This is a genomic window from Actinoplanes sp. CA-252034, from assembly GCF_050956125.1.
GTDB lineage: Bacteria > Actinomycetota > Actinomycetes > Mycobacteriales > Micromonosporaceae > Actinoplanes.
Genome location: NZ_CP191846.1, coordinates 2,954,872 through 2,973,103, shown reverse-complemented (window position 1 = coordinate 2,973,103; position 18,232 = coordinate 2,954,872). Strand labels below are relative to the sequence as shown.

18 protein-coding genes are annotated in these 18,232 nt (G+C 72.9%); 5 read left to right on the top strand and 13 right to left on the bottom strand.

The annotated features are described in order from the left end of the window. Positions 1-342: 342 nt before the first annotated feature. The 3 genes from ACQPZW_RS13350 to ACQPZW_RS13340 all read right to left on the bottom strand — a co-directional run bounded on the left by ACQPZW_RS13350 (position 343) and on the right by ACQPZW_RS13340 (position 5,139). Positions 343-2,073, bottom strand: a complete 1,731-nt coding sequence (locus ACQPZW_RS13350) for an ABC transporter ATP-binding protein (RefSeq protein ID WP_433795171.1) — start codon at positions 2,071-2,073, stop codon at positions 343-345. Continuing rightward, positions 2,070-3,653, bottom strand: coding sequence for an ABC transporter transmembrane domain-containing protein (locus tag ACQPZW_RS13345; RefSeq protein WP_433797528.1), 1,584 nt, complete (start codon positions 3,651-3,653; stop codon positions 2,070-2,072). Before ACQPZW_RS13345 ends, ACQPZW_RS13350 begins: the two co-directional genes overlap by 4 nt. A gap of 112 nt (positions 3,654-3,765) precedes the next feature. Further along, entirely contained in the window at positions 3,766-5,139 is a 1,374-nt protein-coding gene (locus ACQPZW_RS13340) for an MFS transporter (RefSeq protein WP_433795170.1), read from the bottom strand. Between the two features lie 86 nt (positions 5,140-5,225). Here ACQPZW_RS13340 and ACQPZW_RS13335 point away from each other — a divergent pair, with 86 nt between their 5' ends. Beyond that, positions 5,226-6,245: an Lrp/AsnC family transcriptional regulator gene (locus tag ACQPZW_RS13335; protein ID WP_433795169.1), complete on the top strand. Its 1,020-nt coding sequence runs from the start codon at positions 5,226-5,228 to the stop codon at positions 6,243-6,245. A gap of 57 nt (positions 6,246-6,302) precedes the next feature. Here ACQPZW_RS13335 and prfH read toward each other — a convergent pair whose 3' ends face one another. The 3 genes from prfH to ACQPZW_RS13320 all read right to left on the bottom strand — a co-directional run bounded on the left by prfH (position 6,303) and on the right by ACQPZW_RS13320 (position 8,500). Then, positions 6,303-6,911 (bottom strand): peptide chain release factor H, encoded by a 609-nt coding sequence (gene prfH / locus ACQPZW_RS13330; RefSeq protein ID WP_433795168.1) that lies wholly within the window; start codon positions 6,909-6,911, stop codon positions 6,303-6,305. Between the two features lie 279 nt (positions 6,912-7,190). Next, positions 7,191-7,388: a hypothetical protein gene (locus ACQPZW_RS13325; protein ID WP_433795167.1), complete on the bottom strand. Its 198-nt coding sequence runs from the start codon at positions 7,386-7,388 to the stop codon at positions 7,191-7,193. Next, entirely contained in the window at positions 7,385-8,500 is a 1,116-nt protein-coding gene (locus tag ACQPZW_RS13320; RefSeq protein WP_433795166.1) for an RNA ligase RtcB family protein, read from the bottom strand. Before ACQPZW_RS13320 ends, ACQPZW_RS13325 begins: the two co-directional genes overlap by 4 nt. Positions 8,501-8,817: 317 nt before the next feature. Here ACQPZW_RS13320 and ACQPZW_RS13315 point away from each other — a divergent pair, with 317 nt between their 5' ends. Further along, positions 8,818-9,702, top strand: coding sequence for a dienelactone hydrolase family protein (locus ACQPZW_RS13315; protein WP_433795165.1), 885 nt, complete (start codon positions 8,818-8,820; stop codon positions 9,700-9,702). 102 nt (positions 9,703-9,804) lie between these two features. Here the strand turns inward: ACQPZW_RS13315 and ACQPZW_RS13310 are convergent, their stop codons facing one another. The 4 genes from ACQPZW_RS13310 to ACQPZW_RS13295 all read right to left on the bottom strand — a co-directional run bounded on the left by ACQPZW_RS13310 (position 9,805) and on the right by ACQPZW_RS13295 (position 13,047). Beyond that, complete coding sequence (locus ACQPZW_RS13310; RefSeq protein WP_433795164.1) at positions 9,805-10,218, bottom strand: hypothetical protein; 414 nt, start codon at positions 10,216-10,218, stop codon at positions 9,805-9,807. A gap of 65 nt (positions 10,219-10,283) precedes the next feature. Then, positions 10,284-11,135: a DUF72 domain-containing protein gene (locus ACQPZW_RS13305; protein ID WP_433795163.1), complete on the bottom strand. Its 852-nt coding sequence runs from the start codon at positions 11,133-11,135 to the stop codon at positions 10,284-10,286. After that, a complete protein-coding gene (bluB, locus tag ACQPZW_RS13300) occupies positions 11,132-11,758 on the bottom strand; it encodes a 5,6-dimethylbenzimidazole synthase (protein WP_433797527.1) in 627 nt (208 codons plus the stop codon). Before bluB ends, ACQPZW_RS13305 begins: the two co-directional genes overlap by 4 nt. A 245-nt stretch (positions 11,759-12,003) precedes the next feature. Further along, entirely contained in the window at positions 12,004-13,047 is a 1,044-nt protein-coding gene (locus ACQPZW_RS13295; protein ID WP_433795162.1) for a LacI family DNA-binding transcriptional regulator, read from the bottom strand. A gap of 454 nt (positions 13,048-13,501) precedes the next feature. Here ACQPZW_RS13295 and ACQPZW_RS13290 point away from each other — a divergent pair, with 454 nt between their 5' ends. Beyond that, positions 13,502-13,780, top strand: coding sequence for a hypothetical protein (locus ACQPZW_RS13290; protein ID WP_433795161.1), 279 nt, complete (start codon positions 13,502-13,504; stop codon positions 13,778-13,780). 182 nt (positions 13,781-13,962) lie between these two features. Here the strand turns inward: ACQPZW_RS13290 and ACQPZW_RS13285 are convergent, their stop codons facing one another. Together ACQPZW_RS13285 and ACQPZW_RS13280 are read right to left on the bottom strand one after the other, a co-directional pair. Then, entirely contained in the window at positions 13,963-14,487 is a 525-nt protein-coding gene (locus tag ACQPZW_RS13285) for a hypothetical protein (protein ID WP_433795160.1), read from the bottom strand. 29 nt (positions 14,488-14,516) lie between these two features. Next, complete coding sequence (locus tag ACQPZW_RS13280) at positions 14,517-15,650, bottom strand: hypothetical protein (RefSeq protein ID WP_433795159.1); 1,134 nt, start codon at positions 15,648-15,650, stop codon at positions 14,517-14,519. A gap of 431 nt (positions 15,651-16,081) precedes the next feature. Here ACQPZW_RS13280 and ACQPZW_RS13275 point away from each other — a divergent pair, with 431 nt between their 5' ends. Together ACQPZW_RS13275 and ACQPZW_RS13270 are read left to right on the top strand one after the other, a co-directional pair. Continuing rightward, on the top strand, positions 16,082-16,603 hold the full coding sequence (locus tag ACQPZW_RS13275; RefSeq protein ID WP_433795158.1) for an N-acetyltransferase family protein: 522 nt from the start codon (positions 16,082-16,084) through the stop codon (positions 16,601-16,603). Further along, complete coding sequence (locus ACQPZW_RS13270; RefSeq protein WP_433795157.1) at positions 16,600-17,082, top strand: SHOCT domain-containing protein; 483 nt, start codon at positions 16,600-16,602, stop codon at positions 17,080-17,082. The genes ACQPZW_RS13275 and ACQPZW_RS13270 overlap by 4 nt, the downstream gene beginning before the upstream one ends. Here the strand turns inward: ACQPZW_RS13270 and ACQPZW_RS13265 are convergent. After that, complete coding sequence (locus tag ACQPZW_RS13265; protein ID WP_433797526.1) at positions 17,079-17,924, bottom strand: ATP-grasp domain-containing protein; 846 nt, start codon at positions 17,922-17,924, stop codon at positions 17,079-17,081. The genes ACQPZW_RS13270 and ACQPZW_RS13265 overlap by 4 nt on opposite strands. Positions 17,925-18,232: the final 308 nt, after the last annotated feature.

Below are 18,232 nucleotides of genomic sequence, written 5' to 3'. Positions count from 1 at the left end.
CGGCCTGCTGACCCGGGTGCATGCCAGGGACGGCTACCCACTGCATCTGGCACCGAGCTATCCGCTCGGTCTCCTCCGGTCCGGCCATGAGAAGACGGCGTGGGCGGCCGAACGCGACGGCAAGATCGTCGGCCACGTCGCCCTGGGCTGCCCGCCGCCAGATCCCACCCTCACGGTGGCGGCCGGCGCCAAGCGAAGGCCAGGCGGAGGCCCGACGCCAAGCGAAAGCCAGGCAGAGGCCGGACGCCAAGCGAAGACCGGGCAGAGGCCGGACGCCAAGCGAACACCAGGCGGAGGCCCGGCGCCGAGCGAAGCGCAGGCGGAGGCCGGACGGGACGTGGGTCAGGCGGTGGCGGGCAGGCTCTCGCCGCCGTGCCAGGAGCGCCACAACGCCGCATACGGGCCGGCGGCGGCGACCAGCTCGTCGTGGGTGCCGAGTTCGATGATGCGGCCGCCGTCCATGACGGCGACGCGGTCGGCGTCGTGGGCGGTCTGCAGCCGGTGGGCGATGGCGATGACGGTACGCGAGTGGAGCACCGCCGCCAGTGACCGTTCGGCAGTGCGGGCCGCGGTGGGGTCGAGGAGCGCGGTCGCCTCGTCGAGGATGACCGTGTGCGGGTCGGCGAGGACCACCCGGGCCAGGGCGAGCTGCTGGGCCTGCGCGCCGTCGAGGGGGTGTTCGCCCAGGTCGAGGTCGAGGTCGTCGGCCCAGTCGGCGCCCACGGTGTGCAGCGCCGACCGGAGCTCGGCGTCGGGGGCGGCGACCATCAGGTTCTCGCGGAGTGTCTCGCGGAACACGTGGTGTTCCTGGGTGACCAGGACGACGTGCCGGCGCAGCTGGTCGGGCGGCAGTTCGGCGATGGGCACGCCCCCGACGGTGACGCTGCCGGCGGTGGGTCGTTCGACGCCGGCGACGAGCCGGCCGAGGGTGGACTTGCCGGCGCCGGAGAGCCCGACGATGGCGAGGCGCTCGCCGGGGCGGACGGTCAGGTCGATGTCGTGGAGCACGTCGCGGCCCTCCTCGTAGGCGTACCGCACTCCCCGTACCTCGATGTGCTCGTCGGTGGGTTCACGGTCGGTGACCAGGACCGGGGCCGGGACGCTGCCGAGACCTTCGACGCGGGCGAAGGAGGCGCCGCCGGCCTGCAGCTGGTCGAGGAAGATCAGGATGGTGTCCAGGGGGCTGACGAGTTGCCGGAGGTAGAGGACGGCCGCGGCGACGGTGCCGACGGTGACCCGGCCGTCGATGTGCAGCAGCCCGCCGATGACGAGGGCGAGGACGGCGGGGACGGCGTACGACGTCTCGGCGATCGGGAAGAACACGTTGCGCAGCCTGAGGGTCAGCAGCCGGGTGCGCCGGGTCTCGGCCAGGGCGGCGTCGCCGGCGGTGAGGCGCCGTTCGTGCAGGCCGAACGCCTCGATGGTGCGGGCGCCGTCGGTGGTGGCGGCGATCTCGTCGGCGAGCCGGGACGTGGCCGCGCCCTCGGTGAGGTAGGCGTTGCGGGCGCGGCGGACGTACCAGCGGGTGACGAACCAGATGCCGGAGAAGCCGATGACGCCGACGATGCCGAGCAGCGGGTCGAGGACGATCACGGCGACGATGAGGAACACCATCTGCACGAGCCCGACGAAGATCGGCGGCAGGAAGTCGCGCAGGGCGGTGGCGACGCCGTCGACGTCGGTGCTGCCGCGGGCGGCGAGGTCACCGGCGGGGGTGCGTTCGACGACGGAGGCGGGCAGGTGCAGCACCCGGTCGAGGAAGGTCTCGCGGATGCGGGCGGCGGTGCGTTCGCCGAACCGGTAGGCGGCGGCCAGCGCGTACCGCGACAGCAGGGTCTGGGCGACCGCGCAGACCAGGACGGCCGCGGCGAGCCGGTCGACGTCGGTGATCGTGGCGCCGGCCGCGACGGTGTCGATGATCCGGCCGAGCAGCCAGGGACCGCCGAGCCCGGCGAGGGCGGCCAGCGAGCTGAGGGTCAGCATGCCGGTGACGGCGCGCCCGTCGGCGGCGATCAGCCGGCGGGCGGCGAGGACGACGTCGCGGGGGCTGGCGACGGGGAGGAGGGTGTTCATGCGTCGTCTCCGAACGCGCGGGCCACGAGGGCGCGGTAACCGGGGACGGCGGCGAGCAGCTCCCGGTGGGTGCCGGTGGCGGCGACCCGGCCGCCGACCAGGTAGTGAACGGTGTCGGCACGGTCGAGCAGCACCGGCGAGGTGGTGGCCAGGACGGTGCCCCGGCCGGCCCGTGCGGCGCTGAGCCGGTCGGCGATGGCGGCTTCGGTGTGCGCGTCGACGGCCGAGGTGGGTTCGGCCGCGAGCAGCATCTCCGGGTCGGCGTAGACGGCCCGGGCCAGGCGGACCCGCTGCCGCTGGCCGCCGGACAGGTTGCGCCCGCCCCAGTCGACGGGCCGGTCCAGGTCGTCGCCGACGTCGTGGGCGACGGCGGTGTCCAGGGCCTGCCGGACCCGGTCGTCGTCGGGGTCGGCGGTGCCGGCGACGACCGCGCGCAGCGGCCCGGCGAACAGGTCGGCGTCGTGGGTGGCGACGAGGATGCGGGAGCGGATGTCGGGCTGGGCGATCCCGGCGAGTGGCCGGTCGCCCCAGGTGGCGTCGCTGGGCAGGTAGCGGCCGAGCCGGTCGAGGATCTCGGCGGCGTCGGCGGGCCGGTCGCCGGCCAGCGCCGTGAACCGGCCGGGCTCGGCGCACACTCCGGAGGCGGGGTCGCGCAGGGGTGCCGGGGCGGGCGGTGCGGGCTCGCCGGACGGGTCGTCCTCGGGCAGTCGCAGGAAGTCGGTGATGCGGCGGGCCGAGACCACGCCTCGGGTGACGTCGAACCCGACGAAGATCATCACGTTGACCGGGATGACCAGCATGGCGGTGTAGCCGTACACCGCGACGAGCTGGCCGGGGGTGAGGTCGCCGTCGACGGCGAGCCGGGCGGCCAGCCAGATCACCACGGCGAGGAACACCACCGGCAGGCCGTCGCCGAGCGCGCCGATCCAGCTGGACGGCCCGCCGACCCGGTAACCCTGGTCGCGCAGTCTCGCCGATTCGCGGCGGTACCGCTCGAGGTGGGCCTGTTTGCCGCCGAGCCCGTTGAGGATGCGCAGCCCGCCGATCACGTCGACCAGCCGGCCGTTGAGCTCGCCCTGGTGGTGGCGGTACCGGCCGGCGGCGCGCTGGGTGCGGCGCAGCAGCGGGGCGATGATCAGCGCCAGCACCGGCACGCCGATCAGGACGACGGCGGCGAGCAGGCCGGAGATCTGCTCCAGCAGGACCGCGACCACGCAGAACGCGATGATCGAGGCCACCCCGACACCACCGGCGTTCATGGCACGGCCGACGGTCCACACGTCGGAGACGCCGATGGTGACCACCTCGCCGGCGGTGACCCGGCGGGGCAGGGCGGCACCCAGCCGGGTGGCGTGTGTCATCACCAGGTCGGCGGTCTTCAGCGCGGCGGCCATCCGCAGTTTCGTCATACTGCGGTGCCGCATCATGCCGAGGCCGGCGCTGGCGGCGCCGACGAGCAGGACCACCGCGGCCCAGGCGAACAGGACGTCGGCGCGGCGCGGCGCGAGGCCGCGGTCGATGGCCTGGGAGATGAGGTACGGCGTGATGGCCAGACTGACGAACCAGAGCGTGCCGTACATCGCCCCGCGCGCCACCCACCCTTTCACCTGTCGTGCCAGCCACCACAGATATCGGACGGGTCCGCGCGTATCCACCACGAGGGCCATGCTGCCGCACCGCCGCCGGGGCCTGTCACCCGATTTTCACCGTCCGTTCCACCCGTGGCCGCGTCAGGAGGACCACCACAAGGGCCGCGACCAGGGCGAATCCGGCGGCCAGGAGAACCGTGTCACTCAGCCGGTCGGCGTACGCGCTCTGCTGTGGGGAGACGTCGGCGAAGACTGTGCCGAAGATCGCAACACCGAACGCGAACCCGAGCTGCCGGAACGTGTTGAGCGCCCCGCCGGCCATGCCGCTGCGCTCGTGCGGGACCTCGGCCAGCACCGCCGACGACAGCACCGGCAGCACCACCCCGGCACCCAGCCCGACCAGGATCAGGCCCGGGATCAGCACGGCCGCCCCGCTGTCGGCGCCGACGACCGACTGCGCGAGGTCACCGGCCGCGATCAGCAGCAGGCCCAGCCCGATCGGGAGCCATGGCCGCGCCTGCTGCAGGAAGCGTCCGGCCAGCGCGCCGACCAGCAGCGCGGCCCCGCTCAGCGGCAGCGCCCCGAGCAGCCCGGCGTCGACCGGTCCGTGCCCGAGCGCCCGCTGCAGCCAGATCGTCGTGTACGGCAGGTAGGCGAACGCGGCGGCCTGGCACAGGAACGCGGCGACGATCAGGCCGGTGAACGCGGGCCGCCGGAACAGGTCGAGGTCGAGCATCGGCGCGGCGGACCGGCGTTCCACGGCGATGAACACCGCGGTTCCGGCCAGCCCGAGGGCGAGCGGGCCGAGGACGGCCGGCGAGGTCCAGCCGTCGTCGGTGGCGCGGATCAGCCCGTAGACGACGGCGGTGGCGGCCAGGGTGAAGGTGATCGTGCCGGGGATGTCGAAACGGCCGGCCCGGTCGGAGCGGGACTCGGTGACCGTACGCAGGGTGAACCAGACCGCGACCACGACGATCGGCAGGTTGACCAGGAAGATCCAGCGCCAGTCCAGGTGCTCGGTGAGGAGTCCGCCGGCCAGGGGGCCGGCCGCGGTGGCGGCGCCGTTGACCGCGCCCCACACGCCGAACGCGACCCCGCGATCGCGGCCACGGTAGGTGACGTTGAGGATGGCCACCGTGGTGGCGAACATCGCGGCGCCGCCGACACCCTGCAGGGCCCGGGCGGCGACCAGCGTGTTCACGGTCGGCGCGACGGCGCAGAGCAGCGAGGACACCCCGAAGATCGACAACCCGATGAGGTACGTGCGACGACGGCCGTACCGGTCGGCGAGCGCTCCGGCGCCCAGCAGGAGTGCGGCGAGCGCCAGGGCGTAGCCGTCGAGGACCCAGGCCAGGTCGTTCGGGCCGGCGTCGAGGTGGGCGGCGATGCTGGGCAGCGCGACGATCACGATGGTGACGTCGACGAGCAGCAGGAACGTGCCGAGACAGACGGCGATCAGGGGTAGCCACTTTCGCATGCGCCGTACTTTGCCGCTCGGACGCCCGAACATGCCACGTAATCCAGTAGAGGCGGCGGATCTCGACATCCGCCTAGATTGACGGGATGGAAATCGACATGCTGGATCGGCAGATCGTGCACGCGCTGCGCGTCGACGGCCGGGCCGGCTACCGGGAGATCGGTGCGGTCCTCGGTGTCTCCGACCAGACGGTGGCCCGGCGCTACCGGCGGCTGCGCGAGAGCGCCGGGGTGCGGGTGGTCGGCATGCCCAACCCGATCCGGCTGGGCTACGAGTCGTGGATGCTGCGCCTGCACACCACACCCGACATGGCGGCGCCGCTGGCCGACGCGCTGGCCCGCCGCCCCGACACCGCCTGGGTGAGCGTGTTCTCCGGCGGCACCGAGATCTCCTGCCTGGCACGGCTGGCCGCACACGCCGACCGCGAGTCGCTGCTGCACAAGCTGCCTCGTACGCCCCGGCTGGTGTCGGTGACCGCGCACTGCCTGATCCACCACTTCGTCGGCGGGGCGGTGGGCCCGGACCTGCGTGACGCCGCCCTGACCCCCGAGCAGATGGCCGCTCTCACCCCCGACGGGGTGCCGTCACCGCCACCGCCACCGTTCACTCTGGCCGGTCCGGCCACGGCGGGGCCGCCGGCCGACGTCTCGCCGGTGCGGCTGGCCGACGGCGACGACACGCTTCTGGAGGTGCTGTCGCGTGACGGCCGGGCCGGCTATGCCGAGCTGGCGGCGGCGACCGGCTGGCCGGAGTCGACGGTCCGCCGCCGGATGCGGGAGCTCCGGCGCTCCGGGGCGCTCTACTACGACGTCGAGGTGCAGCCGCGGGTGTTCGGCTTCCATGCCCCGGTGCTGCTCTGGGTGACGGTGGCGCCGGCCCGTCTGGCCGCTGTCGGGGCCGCGCTCGCCGAGCACGAGGAGGTGGTGTTCGCCGCCGCCACGACCGGCGCGACGAACCTGGTGGCGACGGTCATCTGCACCGACATGGCGGCCTTCTACCGCTACCTGACCGAGCGGATCAGCGGCCTGGCCGGCGTCGACCGCGTCGAGTCGTCACCGCTGCTGCGGCACGTGAAACAGCTCGGCGCGGTGACCACCCGCATGTGAGCACCCCGTGCCCCGCGATCTCGTCGTGGAGCCGCCACGAGATCGCGGGGACACCGATCAGGGCCGTTCGACGCGGGTCGGGTCGCCGCGGACCAGTTCGTCGTGGATGCGCCACCGAACGGTCCCGGCGGCCTGCGCGGCGGCGGCGTCACCGGCTTCGAGGCGCTCCCGGATCAGCCGCAGCGCCGTGCTCCGGTTGAGGCTGAACTGGCGCTCGGTGTCGGCGACCACCACGATCCCGCTCGGCCGATGGGTGGCCCGGACCGCGGTGCTGGCCTTGTTGCGGTGCTGCCCACCGGGCCCACCGGTGCGGGTGGGCACGATCTCCACATCCGCCTCGTCGAAGACGGTCCGTTGCTCGTCCATCGAGCACGGTTGCGAGGTCACATACCAGTTCTTGCGCCCCGGCCCGGCCCGATAGGGACTCGGCGCCTGCCAGCACAGCGTCCCGGTCCACGAGGCCGCGAACGCCGCCTCCCCGTCCCCGCGGATCTCCAGCAGCACCGACCGGAACGTCCCGGCCCGCTCCCCCGCCACGGTCTCCACCCGCCGGGTCACGATCTCCCGCTTCGCGGCATCGGCCTCCAGCCGGCGAACCAGCCGCGCCAGCGCCCACGAGCACTCTTGCGGTCCGCGGCCGGCAGAGACCATCAGATGTACGGCCATCGCGCCCCCATTCCCGAAGGTGTGCGACCGGCCGCCCCCGATGGATCAGCGATCACGACCGCCCTCACCCCGCCGAACAGCACGTGCGCCGCCGAAGAGCCGGACATCACGCCCACCTGCGGAACGGCGCGATCCGGCCGGTGCCCGGCGGACGTGACGGCACCCCGCGGCAGCCGTCGTCCGATCCCGCCCCGTGCCGTGGCTCCGGCCCGGTGAAGATCGGGCGGCACAGCCGTCCCGTGGCGGGGGCCGGGTGAGGGGCTCGCTTCCACCAGCCGATCACCGGACCTCACCTCCGGTGGTGTGCCGCGATCCACCACGCCGGGGCGGCCGGGTGAAGAAGAGCGGCCGTGGTGGACGGTCGGCGAACCGCCGCCACCGCAGCACCGGCACGCAGCCGGTCACCGCGCGCAGCGCCGCCGTTCCGGGGGACGTGGCTCCGGCGGACGCCGCGCCGGACGATGCGGACGTGCTCACCGACGGCCTCCCTTCCGCGGCACGAGATCGGCCGTCTTGTAGGTGACCAGCGGGATCGTGCTGACGACCGGGGTGGCGAGCCGGTGCGTGACCAGGTCACCGATCACCTGCTCGATCCGCTTGTAGGCGGTCGGGGCCTCCTCGAAGAGCAGTTGCCGGTCGCCGCAGACCACGATCGAGCCGACGGCCGTACGCCGAAGTTCCTCGATCGTGTGTTTGACCCTGCCGCGCCGCAGCGCGTCGGTCCGGGACATCTTGCGCCCGGCGCCGTGCGCCACCGAGTGCCCGGCCTGCGGGCCGGCGTGCCCGGCCACCAGGAAGGAGTGGGTGCCGCGGGTGCCGGCGATCAGCACGTCGGCGCCGTCGCCGGGCGCGGCGCCCTTGCGGTGCAGGTAGAGCCCGTCGCGGATCTCGACGGAGTTGTGACAGACGTCGGTGACGGGTGCGCCGAGGTCGGCGCCGAGCGCGTCGGCGACCCGTTCGGCCATGATCCGCCGGTTGACGTGCCCCCACCGGACGGCGTCGTCGTGCGCCGCCAGATAGGCCGCGGGGTCGGGGGCCGGGCCCGCGCCGTGCACCTCGGTGTGGGCGCGCAGGATCCGCTCGCCGAGACCGCGGGAGCCGCTGTGCACGATCAGGACGGTGTCGCCGGCGGCCAGGCCGAGCCGTTCGGCGTGAGCGCCGTCGAGAACGGCGTCGACCCGGGCCAGCTCGACGAAATGGTTGCCGCGGCCGACCGTGCCGAGCTGGTCGGTGTATCCGGCCGGGATGTCGAGGCCGGACGGGTCGGCGGGGACGTCCAGGTCGGGGAAGCGGCCGGCCAGCCGTTCCGGGACGACCTTCCTGAGCTTGAACGGGTAGACGGCGATGCCGCAGCCGATGTCGGAGCCGACCAGGAACGGGTAGAGCACCGACGAGAGCATGGCGGCGCCGATCGGGGCGCCCTTCCCGGGGTGCAGGTCGGGCATCCCGGCGACGTGGATCATCCCGTCCAGGGCGGCGACCTGGTGGCACTGGTCGACGGCGCCGGACTCGATCCAGCTGGCGGGCGCGGCGAAGATCTCGACGGTGGCACGCGTGGACTGCTGTGGAGACAAGATGCTTCTTCCCATGACGGTGGGGCGCGGCCCGCGGAGGCGGGGGCGCCGGGCTGAGGGCACTGTTCACGGCACGCCGACGAGGGCGGTGCCGGAGGAGGCGGCGACGAGCGCCGCGACAGGGGTGCGCCGGGGAAGGCCTCAGTACGTCATGCGGTCCACCCAATCGGACCCGCGTGGTGACGGCAACCGATTTTCGATCCGGCCGGCCGTATCCACTCCTGACATACCGCGGCGGCAGGTACGGGCTGGGATTACCGCCTTTGTTACCGACGGGTTAACTTATTGACATCCATCGATCCTCCGGAGCCCCAATATCCCAGGGAGTTCCCATGCCCGTTCCCGCCCGCCTTTCGGCCCCTCGGAAGGCTTCCCTGCTGACCGCCCTGTGCGCCGCCTTCGTCCTGGCGTCGCCCGCACTGCCGGCCACCGCGGCCAACCCGTACGAGCGCGGCCCGGCCCCCACCAACGCCAGCATCGAAGCGACCCGCGGCACGTTCGCGATCGCCCAGGTCACCGTGGCTCGGTCGAGCGTGTCCACGTTCGGCGGCGGAACCATCTACTACCCGACCGACACCAGCGCCGGCACATTCGGCGCGGTGGCCATCTCCCCCGGCTTCACCGCGTCGCAGTCGAGCATCGCCTGGCTCGGCCCGCGTCTCGCCTCGCAGGGCTTCGTGGTGATCACCATCGACACCCGCAGCACCCTCGACCAGCCGGACAGCCGCGGCACCCAGCTGCTGGGCGCCCTCGACTACCTGACCAACACCAGTTCGGTGCGCACCCGCATCGATGCCACCCGCCTGGGCGTGATGGGCCACTCGATGGGCGGCGGCGGCAGCCTGGCCGCGGCCCGCACCCGGCCCGCACTGCAGGCCGCGGTCCCGATGACCCCGTGGCACGGCACGAAGAGCTGGACCACCGTACGCGTCCCCACGATGATCATCGGCGCCGAGAACGACACCACCGCCCCGGTGTCGTCGCACGCCGAACCGTTCTACACCAGCCTGTCGGCCGCTCCCGACAAGGCGTACCTGGAGCTCAACAACGCCGGGCACTCCGCGCCCACCTCGGGCGGCAGCGTCACCGTCGCCAAGTACAGCCTCTCCTGGCTGAAGCGCTTCATCGACAACGACACCCGCTACGACCAGTTCCTGTGCCCGGCGCCGTCCGGCACCGCCATCGAGGAGTACCGGGCCACCTGCCCGCACTCCTGACGACCCCGACGAGGAGGACCCGGCCCGTCAGCCTGGTCCTCCTCGGAGGCACGTCCAGCAGTAGAGACGCTCATCGGCCACGCGCCGTCACCGGCCGGCCTGTCAGTCGGCGAGCCAGGTGTGCAGATCCCCGCCGTACGGGGTGAACGCCACCGCCGCCAGCACGAGCCACACACCGATCGCCAGGAGCGCCCACCGCAGCCGCCGGCCGTCACCGTCACGGCGGGCGGCCGCCACCGTGAAGCCGCCGAGAAGCACGCCGAGCGTCGCCACCGGCACGACCAGCATCGCGGTGAGCCGGGCGATCCCGAAGATCCAGACGAACGGGTTGGCGATCGAGTCCCCTCCGAACGGGATCACGTCCTTCGGGTCACCGAGCCGATCCAGCCCCGGGGCCGGCAGGGCACTCCAGTCACCGCTGCGCACCACCGCCAGCACCAGCACGCCGAACCCGCCGAGCAGGTACAGAGCGAGCAGCAGGAACTGCGTCCCGCCCAGCAGCCGCGTCTTGGTCATGGAGGGGAACCTACAACAACCCTCCACAGAGAACAGCACGAACGGCCCCTCGACGACACGAGACGTCAGAACAGGGTGGGCGGGCCCTCCGGCTCCGGCGACGGCAGCGGTGGCGGGGCCGGCAGCGGCTCCAGCTCCGGGACCAGCGCCCGGACCTCGCCGTGGAAGCGACGGCACAGGGCGGGCGCGTCGGAGTTGTCCGGAGTATGGACGAAGAACGTCGGCGACCGGCCCTCGCGCAGCCATCCCGCGACGATCGGCACCCACCGCCGCCATCCTTCGACGGTACGGTCGGTGGCGTCACGGCCCAGGTAGCGGACGATCGGCCGCTCGGTGAGAGCCTCGGTGCGCAGCGGCATCCGGGGCTTCTTGAGCCACGCGTCGCGTTCGGCGTCACTGGTCGGGGGCGTGCGGAAGAACTCGGTCGTGTCGAACGGCACCCACTCGGCCCCGGCGGAGGCGAGCAGCTCCTCCAGACGGCGCGGCTCGTGGAAGAAGGCCGGATCGCGGACCTCCACGGCGTACCGGAAGGAATCCGGCAGCCCCCGCAGGAACCGTGCGAGAGCCGGAAGATCGCCGGGTCCGAAGGAGCCCGGCAGTTGCGCCCACAGGGCGTGGACGCGGTCGCCGAGCGGCTCGATCACCCGCAGGAACTCCGACAGCGCGGAGATGTCGGCGAGCGATCCGCCGTGCGTGACCTCGCGCGGCAACTTCAACACGAACCGGAAGTCGGCGGGCGCCTGCGCCGCCCACCCGGAAACGGTGGCGAGCGTCGGCGTCGCGTAGAACGTCGTGTTGCCCTCGACCGCGTTGCACCACCCGGCATACGACCGAAGACGATCAGCACCGGACGCCGGGAGGAACCGGCCCTGCCACGACTTCAGGCTCCACATGGCGCAGCCGACATGCAACCTCACCGCGCCTCCCACCGGTCCGCGTGCACGGCGAGATCGAGAGGGCGCCGCTGCCGCCAACCGTGCCGTTCCAGGTCCGGAACCTGTTCGAGATGGCTGACCGGACCGACGCAGAGCCAGGCGACCGGCCGGATCCCGGCCGGGATGCCGAGCAGGTCACGCAGGAAGTCCTCACGGTAGAACGACACCCAGCCCACGCCGAGGCCCTCCGCTGTCGCGGCCAGCCACAGGTTCTGGATGGCCAGGCAGACCGAGTACAGGCCGGCGTCGGCGATGGCGTGCCGGCCGAGGACCGCGGGCCCACCGCGCGCCGGATCGTAGGTGACCACGATCGACAGGCCGGCCTCCAGCACCCCGTCGATCTTGATGCGGGCGAACCGCTCGGCGGCCGCCCCGCTCAGCGTCGCGGCGAAGACGTCGCGCTCGGTGCGGACGTGCTCGTGGAAGGCCTTGCGCACCGCGTCCGAGCGGATCAGCACGAAGTCCCACGGCTGGGAGAGGCCGACGCTGGGCGCGGCGTGCGCGGCGGTGAGGATCCGGTCGAGGACCTCGGCGTCGACGGGCTGCCCGGTGAACTCCGCCCGAACGTCCCGGCGGCGGTGAATGACGTCGTAGAGCCCGTGAATCACCGGCCGGACGGTACCAGCCGCGCCACCGCCCGCGATCAGCCGGTCACCTCACGCCCTGCCGGTTGCCCTGTCGCTCCGCGCCCCGCCCGGCTGCCCCGTCACCACCGCGGCCCGCTCGGTTGCGCTGCCGCCACCGCGTCTCGCCCGGCCGCCGCCGCGTCTCGCCCGGCCGGTGGGCCGCCGCCGCGCACCGCCGGCGCGTATGCCCGGCGCCGGCGGACGCCGGCTTCCGGGGCGGGGTCTCAGCGCCGCACGGTTCCCGTGGAGGCGCGTGCCACCAGCGCCGGCACGAAGGTGGCCTGTTCGTGGACGTGATCCGGGTTGGTCGCCTCGTCCAGGACCAGGCGCGCCGCGGTACGCCCCAGCTCCTGCCGGGGCTGCCGGACGGAGGTGAGCGGCACCGCCGCAGCGGCCGCGAAGTCGATGTCGTCGAACCCGACGATCGCCAGGTCGTCGGGCACCCGCAGCCCGGCCGTCACGGCGTGCTGCAGCAGCCCGAGGGCGAGCAGGTCGTTGGCGCAGAACGCCGCGGTCGGCCGCCGCCGGGTGGGCAGGCCGGCCAGCCGTTCGCCGGCCGAACGGCCCTCGTTGACGGTCAGCGCCTCGGTCGGCAGGTGGATCAGGTCGTCCTCGGGCATCCCGAACTCGGCCCACACCGCCCGCGCACCCTGCAGCCGCTCACGGACCTGCCCGATACTGGACGGCCCCCCAACGAACGCGACGCGCCGATGTCCGCGATCGATCAGATGCTCGACGGCGATCCGGCCGCCGAGGACGTCATCGACGGCGACCGAGCAGTGCCCGCCGGCCCGGCTGAACCGGTCGACCATGACGAACGGCAGCCCACGCTGGGCGAGGTCGGCCAGATGCGGGGCGTCCGGGTCGACCGGGGTGATCAGGATGCCCTGGACGCGCTGCTGGAGAAGCCGGTCGAGGTGTTTGGCCTCGCGCTCGGAACGCCCGCTGCTGTTGCAGACGAACAGTGACAGATCAGCGTCCTCGGCGGCGGTCTCGATGCCCTCGGCGACGTCATGGAAGAACGGGTTGCCGCCGTCGAGCATCACGTAGGCCAGCGCGCGACTGGTGCCGGCACGCAACTGACGGGCCGACTCGTTACGCACGAACCCGAGCTCGGCCATCGCCCGCTCGACACGCTCCCGGGTGGTGGCGCTGACCACCGCGGGCCGGTTGAGCACGTTGGAGACGGTGCCCAGGGAGACGCCCGCGGCGGCGGCGACGTCCTTGACCGAGGGGGCTCGACCGTTGCGGGGCTGCTGAGTCAACACCTGGGCCTTTCTGACCGTGGCGGGGCGGGCGTCCTGATGGTAAGCACGACGCTTGAAACATTTCAATCCCGCCCGGAGGCTTGCGGTGCACCAACGTGTATACCATGGCCGCTCAGGGCCACACCGCCTCCGCGAACCCGCTCCGACCGCCCCGCCGTGGCACTCCCCGCGCTGCCCCGCCGAGATGCTCCACGCACGGCTGCGCGAGAGCCTCCCGCCGCCGGACGCATCCGCCGACAGCCTCGGACAGACCGACCCGTCGACCGGCCGCGACACCGGCGTTCCGGCGGCCGCCGAAGATCTCGAGGTCCAGCGTAAGGGCTGGATGGCCCACGATCACACCGCGCCGAGATCCTCAGGGTGACCGGGCCCCGGCACCTGACCCCGCCTCGCCCTCGCAGAATGGGTTTCGGTCCGACCGCCCTCGCCTGTGGGTGGGGCGTAGGTTCGGGCGGTGGCGGAGTTGCGGATCGAGGACGTGTTCCCGGACCCGGCGGGCGGGACAGCGGTCACCGGCCGGGTGAGGGGTGGCCCGATCAGGCGCGGCGACACGCTGTGGTCGACCGGGACGGACGGCCCCGGCATCACCGTCGAGGTGCGGCGATTCCTGCGGGTCTGCGGGCGTCAGGATGCCGAGGTGGCGCACCCGGAGGAGAACGCCGCCATCGTCCTCGACGGGTTGCCCCCGAACCTGCACCCCATCGGCCTGATCCTCACCACCGTCCAGCCATGAGGCCGGTCGCTGAAGCCCGCGATTCACCGGCTCGGCCCCCAGCGCCACAAGGCCGGCCGCTGAACTTCACGATTCGCCGGCCCGGTACCCGGCGCCACAAGGCCGGCCGCTGAACTCCACGATTCACCGAATCGGCACCCGGCGCCGCACGGAAAGGCCGCTCACTGGGGCACCGTCCCGCGTCAGGCGGTGAGGAGGATGGCGGCGGTCGCGGCCAGCAGGATCGCGGCCAGCACGAGGCCGGCCAGCTGCACCGGGGACAGGGTGGGGCTCGCGGTGATCCGGCGCAGCACCGGACCGTCCGGGGCGGCCAGCACCTCGACCGCCTGCACCGCGCCGCGACGTCCGGAACGTGCCGGGATCAGCCGTACCGGGTCACGCGGGCCCAGCGACCCTCGTGGCGCGTCGGTCCGCAGCAGGACCGGCGCCTTCGAGCCGTCGGCGATCCGAACCGTGAACTCCCAGACGGCGTCGGCGACCCCGGCCGGGCGACGCCGGTGGGCGACCGCCACCGCGGCCACCAGCAGCAGCGGGATGACGATCCCGGCCGTGAGGAGACCGGCGCCGACGTCACCGGTCAGGGCCCGGCCGGTCCAGGCGGCGACACAGATCAGGGCGGCTGCCGAGACGGCGACCAGGCCCGGGGCGGAACCACTGGGCACGGTCGCGGCGGTGACGCGTACCTGACCGGCGACGACCCCGGACACCGGCCGCCCCGCCGACGGTAGCGGGCCGGTCATGCGGCCGGGCGCAGATTGCGGGAGTCGCAGTGGTTCTTCAGCTCGGTGGCCGACAGGTTCCCGAAGTGGCTGGAACACCAGGTCAACACGGACTCCTTGTCCGGGAAGCCACCGACCACGAACGTCACCCACAGCGGCTGCCCACCGACCAGCTGCCGCTTCCCGTAGTCGGTGCTCCTGAGCAGGATCACCGGGTGCTCGGCGTCGCCGTGCTCGGCCCGGAGGCGCTGATGCTCGGCGAGGATGTCGCTGACCTGGAACGTGTGGGTCCCGTCCGCCGCGCTCTGATACGGATCGTTGACTCCCGGATACTTCGACGCGATCTGGGCGACGAACTGACCGTCGAACGACACGGTCCCCAGGTCCTCCTGCCGGATGGCCTCCAGCTGAGCCAGCGCCTCCTCCTGCGGGTCGGCGGTGGCCGTGGCCCCGGTCGACGCATATCCACCGGGTGACACGCCGGACGCGAACCCGGTCGTGGCGGTCTCGGTCGGCGTGCCCTCGGTCTCCGTGGGCAGGGTCTCGGTGGGCGTGGCCTGCGGCGCCGATTCGGTGACCGGGCCACCGGCATCGTCCCGCCCGGACGACCGCGTCAGCGCGACTCCGCCGACGGCCCCGGCGATCAGCAGAACAGCCAGCGCGGCGACGATGAGCGGCAGCCGTCCGTACCCCTTGGGCTCGGGAACCGGTTCCAGCCGATCAGGCGCATCGCCCGGCCCGACCGGCGGCCCGTATCGTCCGGCCTTCGATTCCACCGGCGGCGGCCTGCGCAGGCCGTCCTCCGGCGCGAACGCGCTGGTCTCCACGTTCCCGTGGTGTTCAGGCGGTTGTGCCGCGGCCGGGCCGGTCATGGCCATGGTCGTCGGATCGAACGGGACGGTCGGCTCAGCGCGCCCGGTCATCGGCATCGTCGTCGGATCGAAGTGGTCCTCCGACGTCCCCACCGCTCGCGTGGGCTGCTCATCAGACGATGCGGTCACGGCCGGCTGCACCGGAGGCGCGGCAGGGCCGGCCGGCCTGACGGGGGCCGGCTCCACGGACTGTCTCGGCGGACGGTCGGCATGCGACGGTACGCCGTAGAACAGCGCGTCCTGATCCCAGTCGTCCTGATACCGATCGTGATCGGTCACGTCAGCCCTCCACAGCCGAGACGCCGCCTGTTCTCGCAGCCCGTGGGCACGACAGCGGACAGAAACGGCCTGTCAGTGATCGCCGCCCGTAGATCAGTGATGTGCACATCACCGACGGTAGGCGGCATTCGTCCACTACGAAATGCACCTTCCGGGTACGCCTGCCGACCGTCCCGCCGACACGATCCGTCCACAAGCGCCGGACATCACCCGTCCCTCCCATCGGACCGAGGCGGGGCCATCGGTGCGGACGGGGCGGGAGGCCGGGGCGGTAGCGGCGCAGCCGGGGAGGAGGCTCGTGCGGGTGGGGAGGTGTGGCACGTACCCCTGAAATGCCGGACTGGAGCGATGGACGTCGATCTGTCCGACGGTCGGCGGGTGCTGCTGCACACTGGGATCATGCGGATCATGTGCTCGTCTCGCGGGGTTCGGTGAGCATTCTGCGGCCGGCGACCCCCGCCGACATCGAAGCGATCATGGACGTTCAGCAGGAGGGCTCGATCCGCGCGCTGTCCGGGATCTTCCCGCAGGACGCGTACCCGTTTCCGCGGGCGGAGCTGACGGCGCGCTGGGCCGAGGAGATCGCGGATCCGTCGGTGCGGGTCCTGGTGATCCTTCTCGACGAGCAGGTCACCGGATACGTCGCTCTCAAAGACGATCAACTGCTGCATTTCGGTACGGCCACCAGCACCTGGGGCACCGGACTGGCCGTGGCCGCGCACGCCGAGATCATCGAGCTGCTCGGTGGGACAGGCCGTCTGTGGGTGCTCGCCGACAACCATCGGGCGCGCCGCTTCTACGAGAAGATGGGCTGGCAGGCGACCGGACGCTCGGCGCCGGACGACTTCCCGCCGCACCCCGAGCTCATCGAGTACCACCTCCCCGTCGCTCCGGGGCGGAGAACCCACACCACCGATGGGCACCATTCGATGCGATACGGTGACTCGTCGTGAGCCTCGACGACGGCATGACGGTTCCCGATCACTGTGTTCAGGCCCTCGAACGCGCCCGGCGCCACAGCGTCGACACCACCGGAGCCCTGGCCGTCGCCCACACCCGGGCCAGCGGCACCGACCTCTACCTCATCATCTACCCCGACCGGCTCGAGCTCGCCGGCACCGGCGGCCTGATGCGCACCGGCGCCGGCCGCGAACAGGTCGCCCTCACCGCCATCGACAGCGTGACCGCCCGTGATCGTCTGATCCGCGCCTCGCTGGAGATCACCACCGGCGGCAACACGCTGTCGTTCAGCACCGACAAGCGCGCCGCCGCCTACCTCGCCGCCCTGATCCGCGCCCGGATGACAGCCACACCCGACAACACGGCTCTCCTGAACAACCTGGCCGCACTCCACACCGCCGGCGTGCTCACCGACGAGGAGTACGCCACCAAACGCGCCGCCCTCCTCGGCCCGCCGACCGCAGACGCCTAGAGATCAGAGGGACCGCCGGCCGCGTACAAGGCGCCGATCAGCTCCTCCGGAGGCGTGCTGCGGGGCCGGTCGCTGACCTGGCCGTCGCCGATCTCGATGATCCGCCAGCGGCCGTCGGCACGGCGAGCCAGATCGACGGTCACGAAGGGAAGGTCCACACCGCCGAGCCCGGGCAGCTCGACGTCGTCCGGCGGCAGCTCGCCGGACGAGTCCGGATGGGCCGTCACCAGCCTGCACACGCCGCCGACCCACCACGTGCGCACCTCGGCCCCGGTGAACGACTCGAACCGCCGCACCACGAAACCGCCGGTGAAGCCGTCACCACGCAACTCCCGGAACCGGCTCGCCACCGCCCACGCGGCAGCGCTGTCGGCCACGTCCGGAATGTAGGCCGCCTCGTGCCAGTAGTGCTTCATCGACTTCGTGAAGTCACGCAGCACCGCCGGCCCGCCGCCCAGCTCCGCGCACGCCCGCCGGAACCCCTCCCGCCCGTCGCCGGTCGTCCACACCGACTCCGGGGTGGACGCGGCGACCGCCGCATACCAGCCGGGCAGCTCGTGCGCCCGCCGGTACTCCTCGGCCCCGGTGCGCAGCGTCACCCCGCGGGCGGCCAGGGCCCGCGCCATCGCCGCGTAACGGTCGGCGCCGAGCATCCAGCCCCGGTAGACGGCCCCGGCACCGGCCGGAACCCGGGCCACCCCGCCGTCGGCGTCACCGCCCGCCAGGGCGTCGTGGTCGACGAGCGCCACCTCGATCCCCGCATCCCGGGCGGCCCGCGCCTCGTCGGCGAAATGCTCGTCGGGGCGGCGGGGGCGCATCACGTCGGAGGGCACCAGCAACATCACACAGGCATCATGCCCGACCGGGCCCACTACGCTCCTGGCCCGCCTCGCGCCGATCCGGCCGGTCCTGGTCATCGGCCTCGTCGAACGGCACGAGCTGGACCGGTTCAACACGGCCGCGGTCGCCGCGCGGGGCGGGCGGGTGCTTCTCGTGCCGTCCCAGAACACGATGCGCCGGCCCGCCGCCGAACACCGGCGGCCACTGCACAACAGGATCCGCGCCGCGCCCGCGAGACCGGCAGGTGGGTGGTGTCGGCCGACGTCACCGGTGAGCGCGGCGGGTACGGGCCGACCGGCGTGATCGCCCC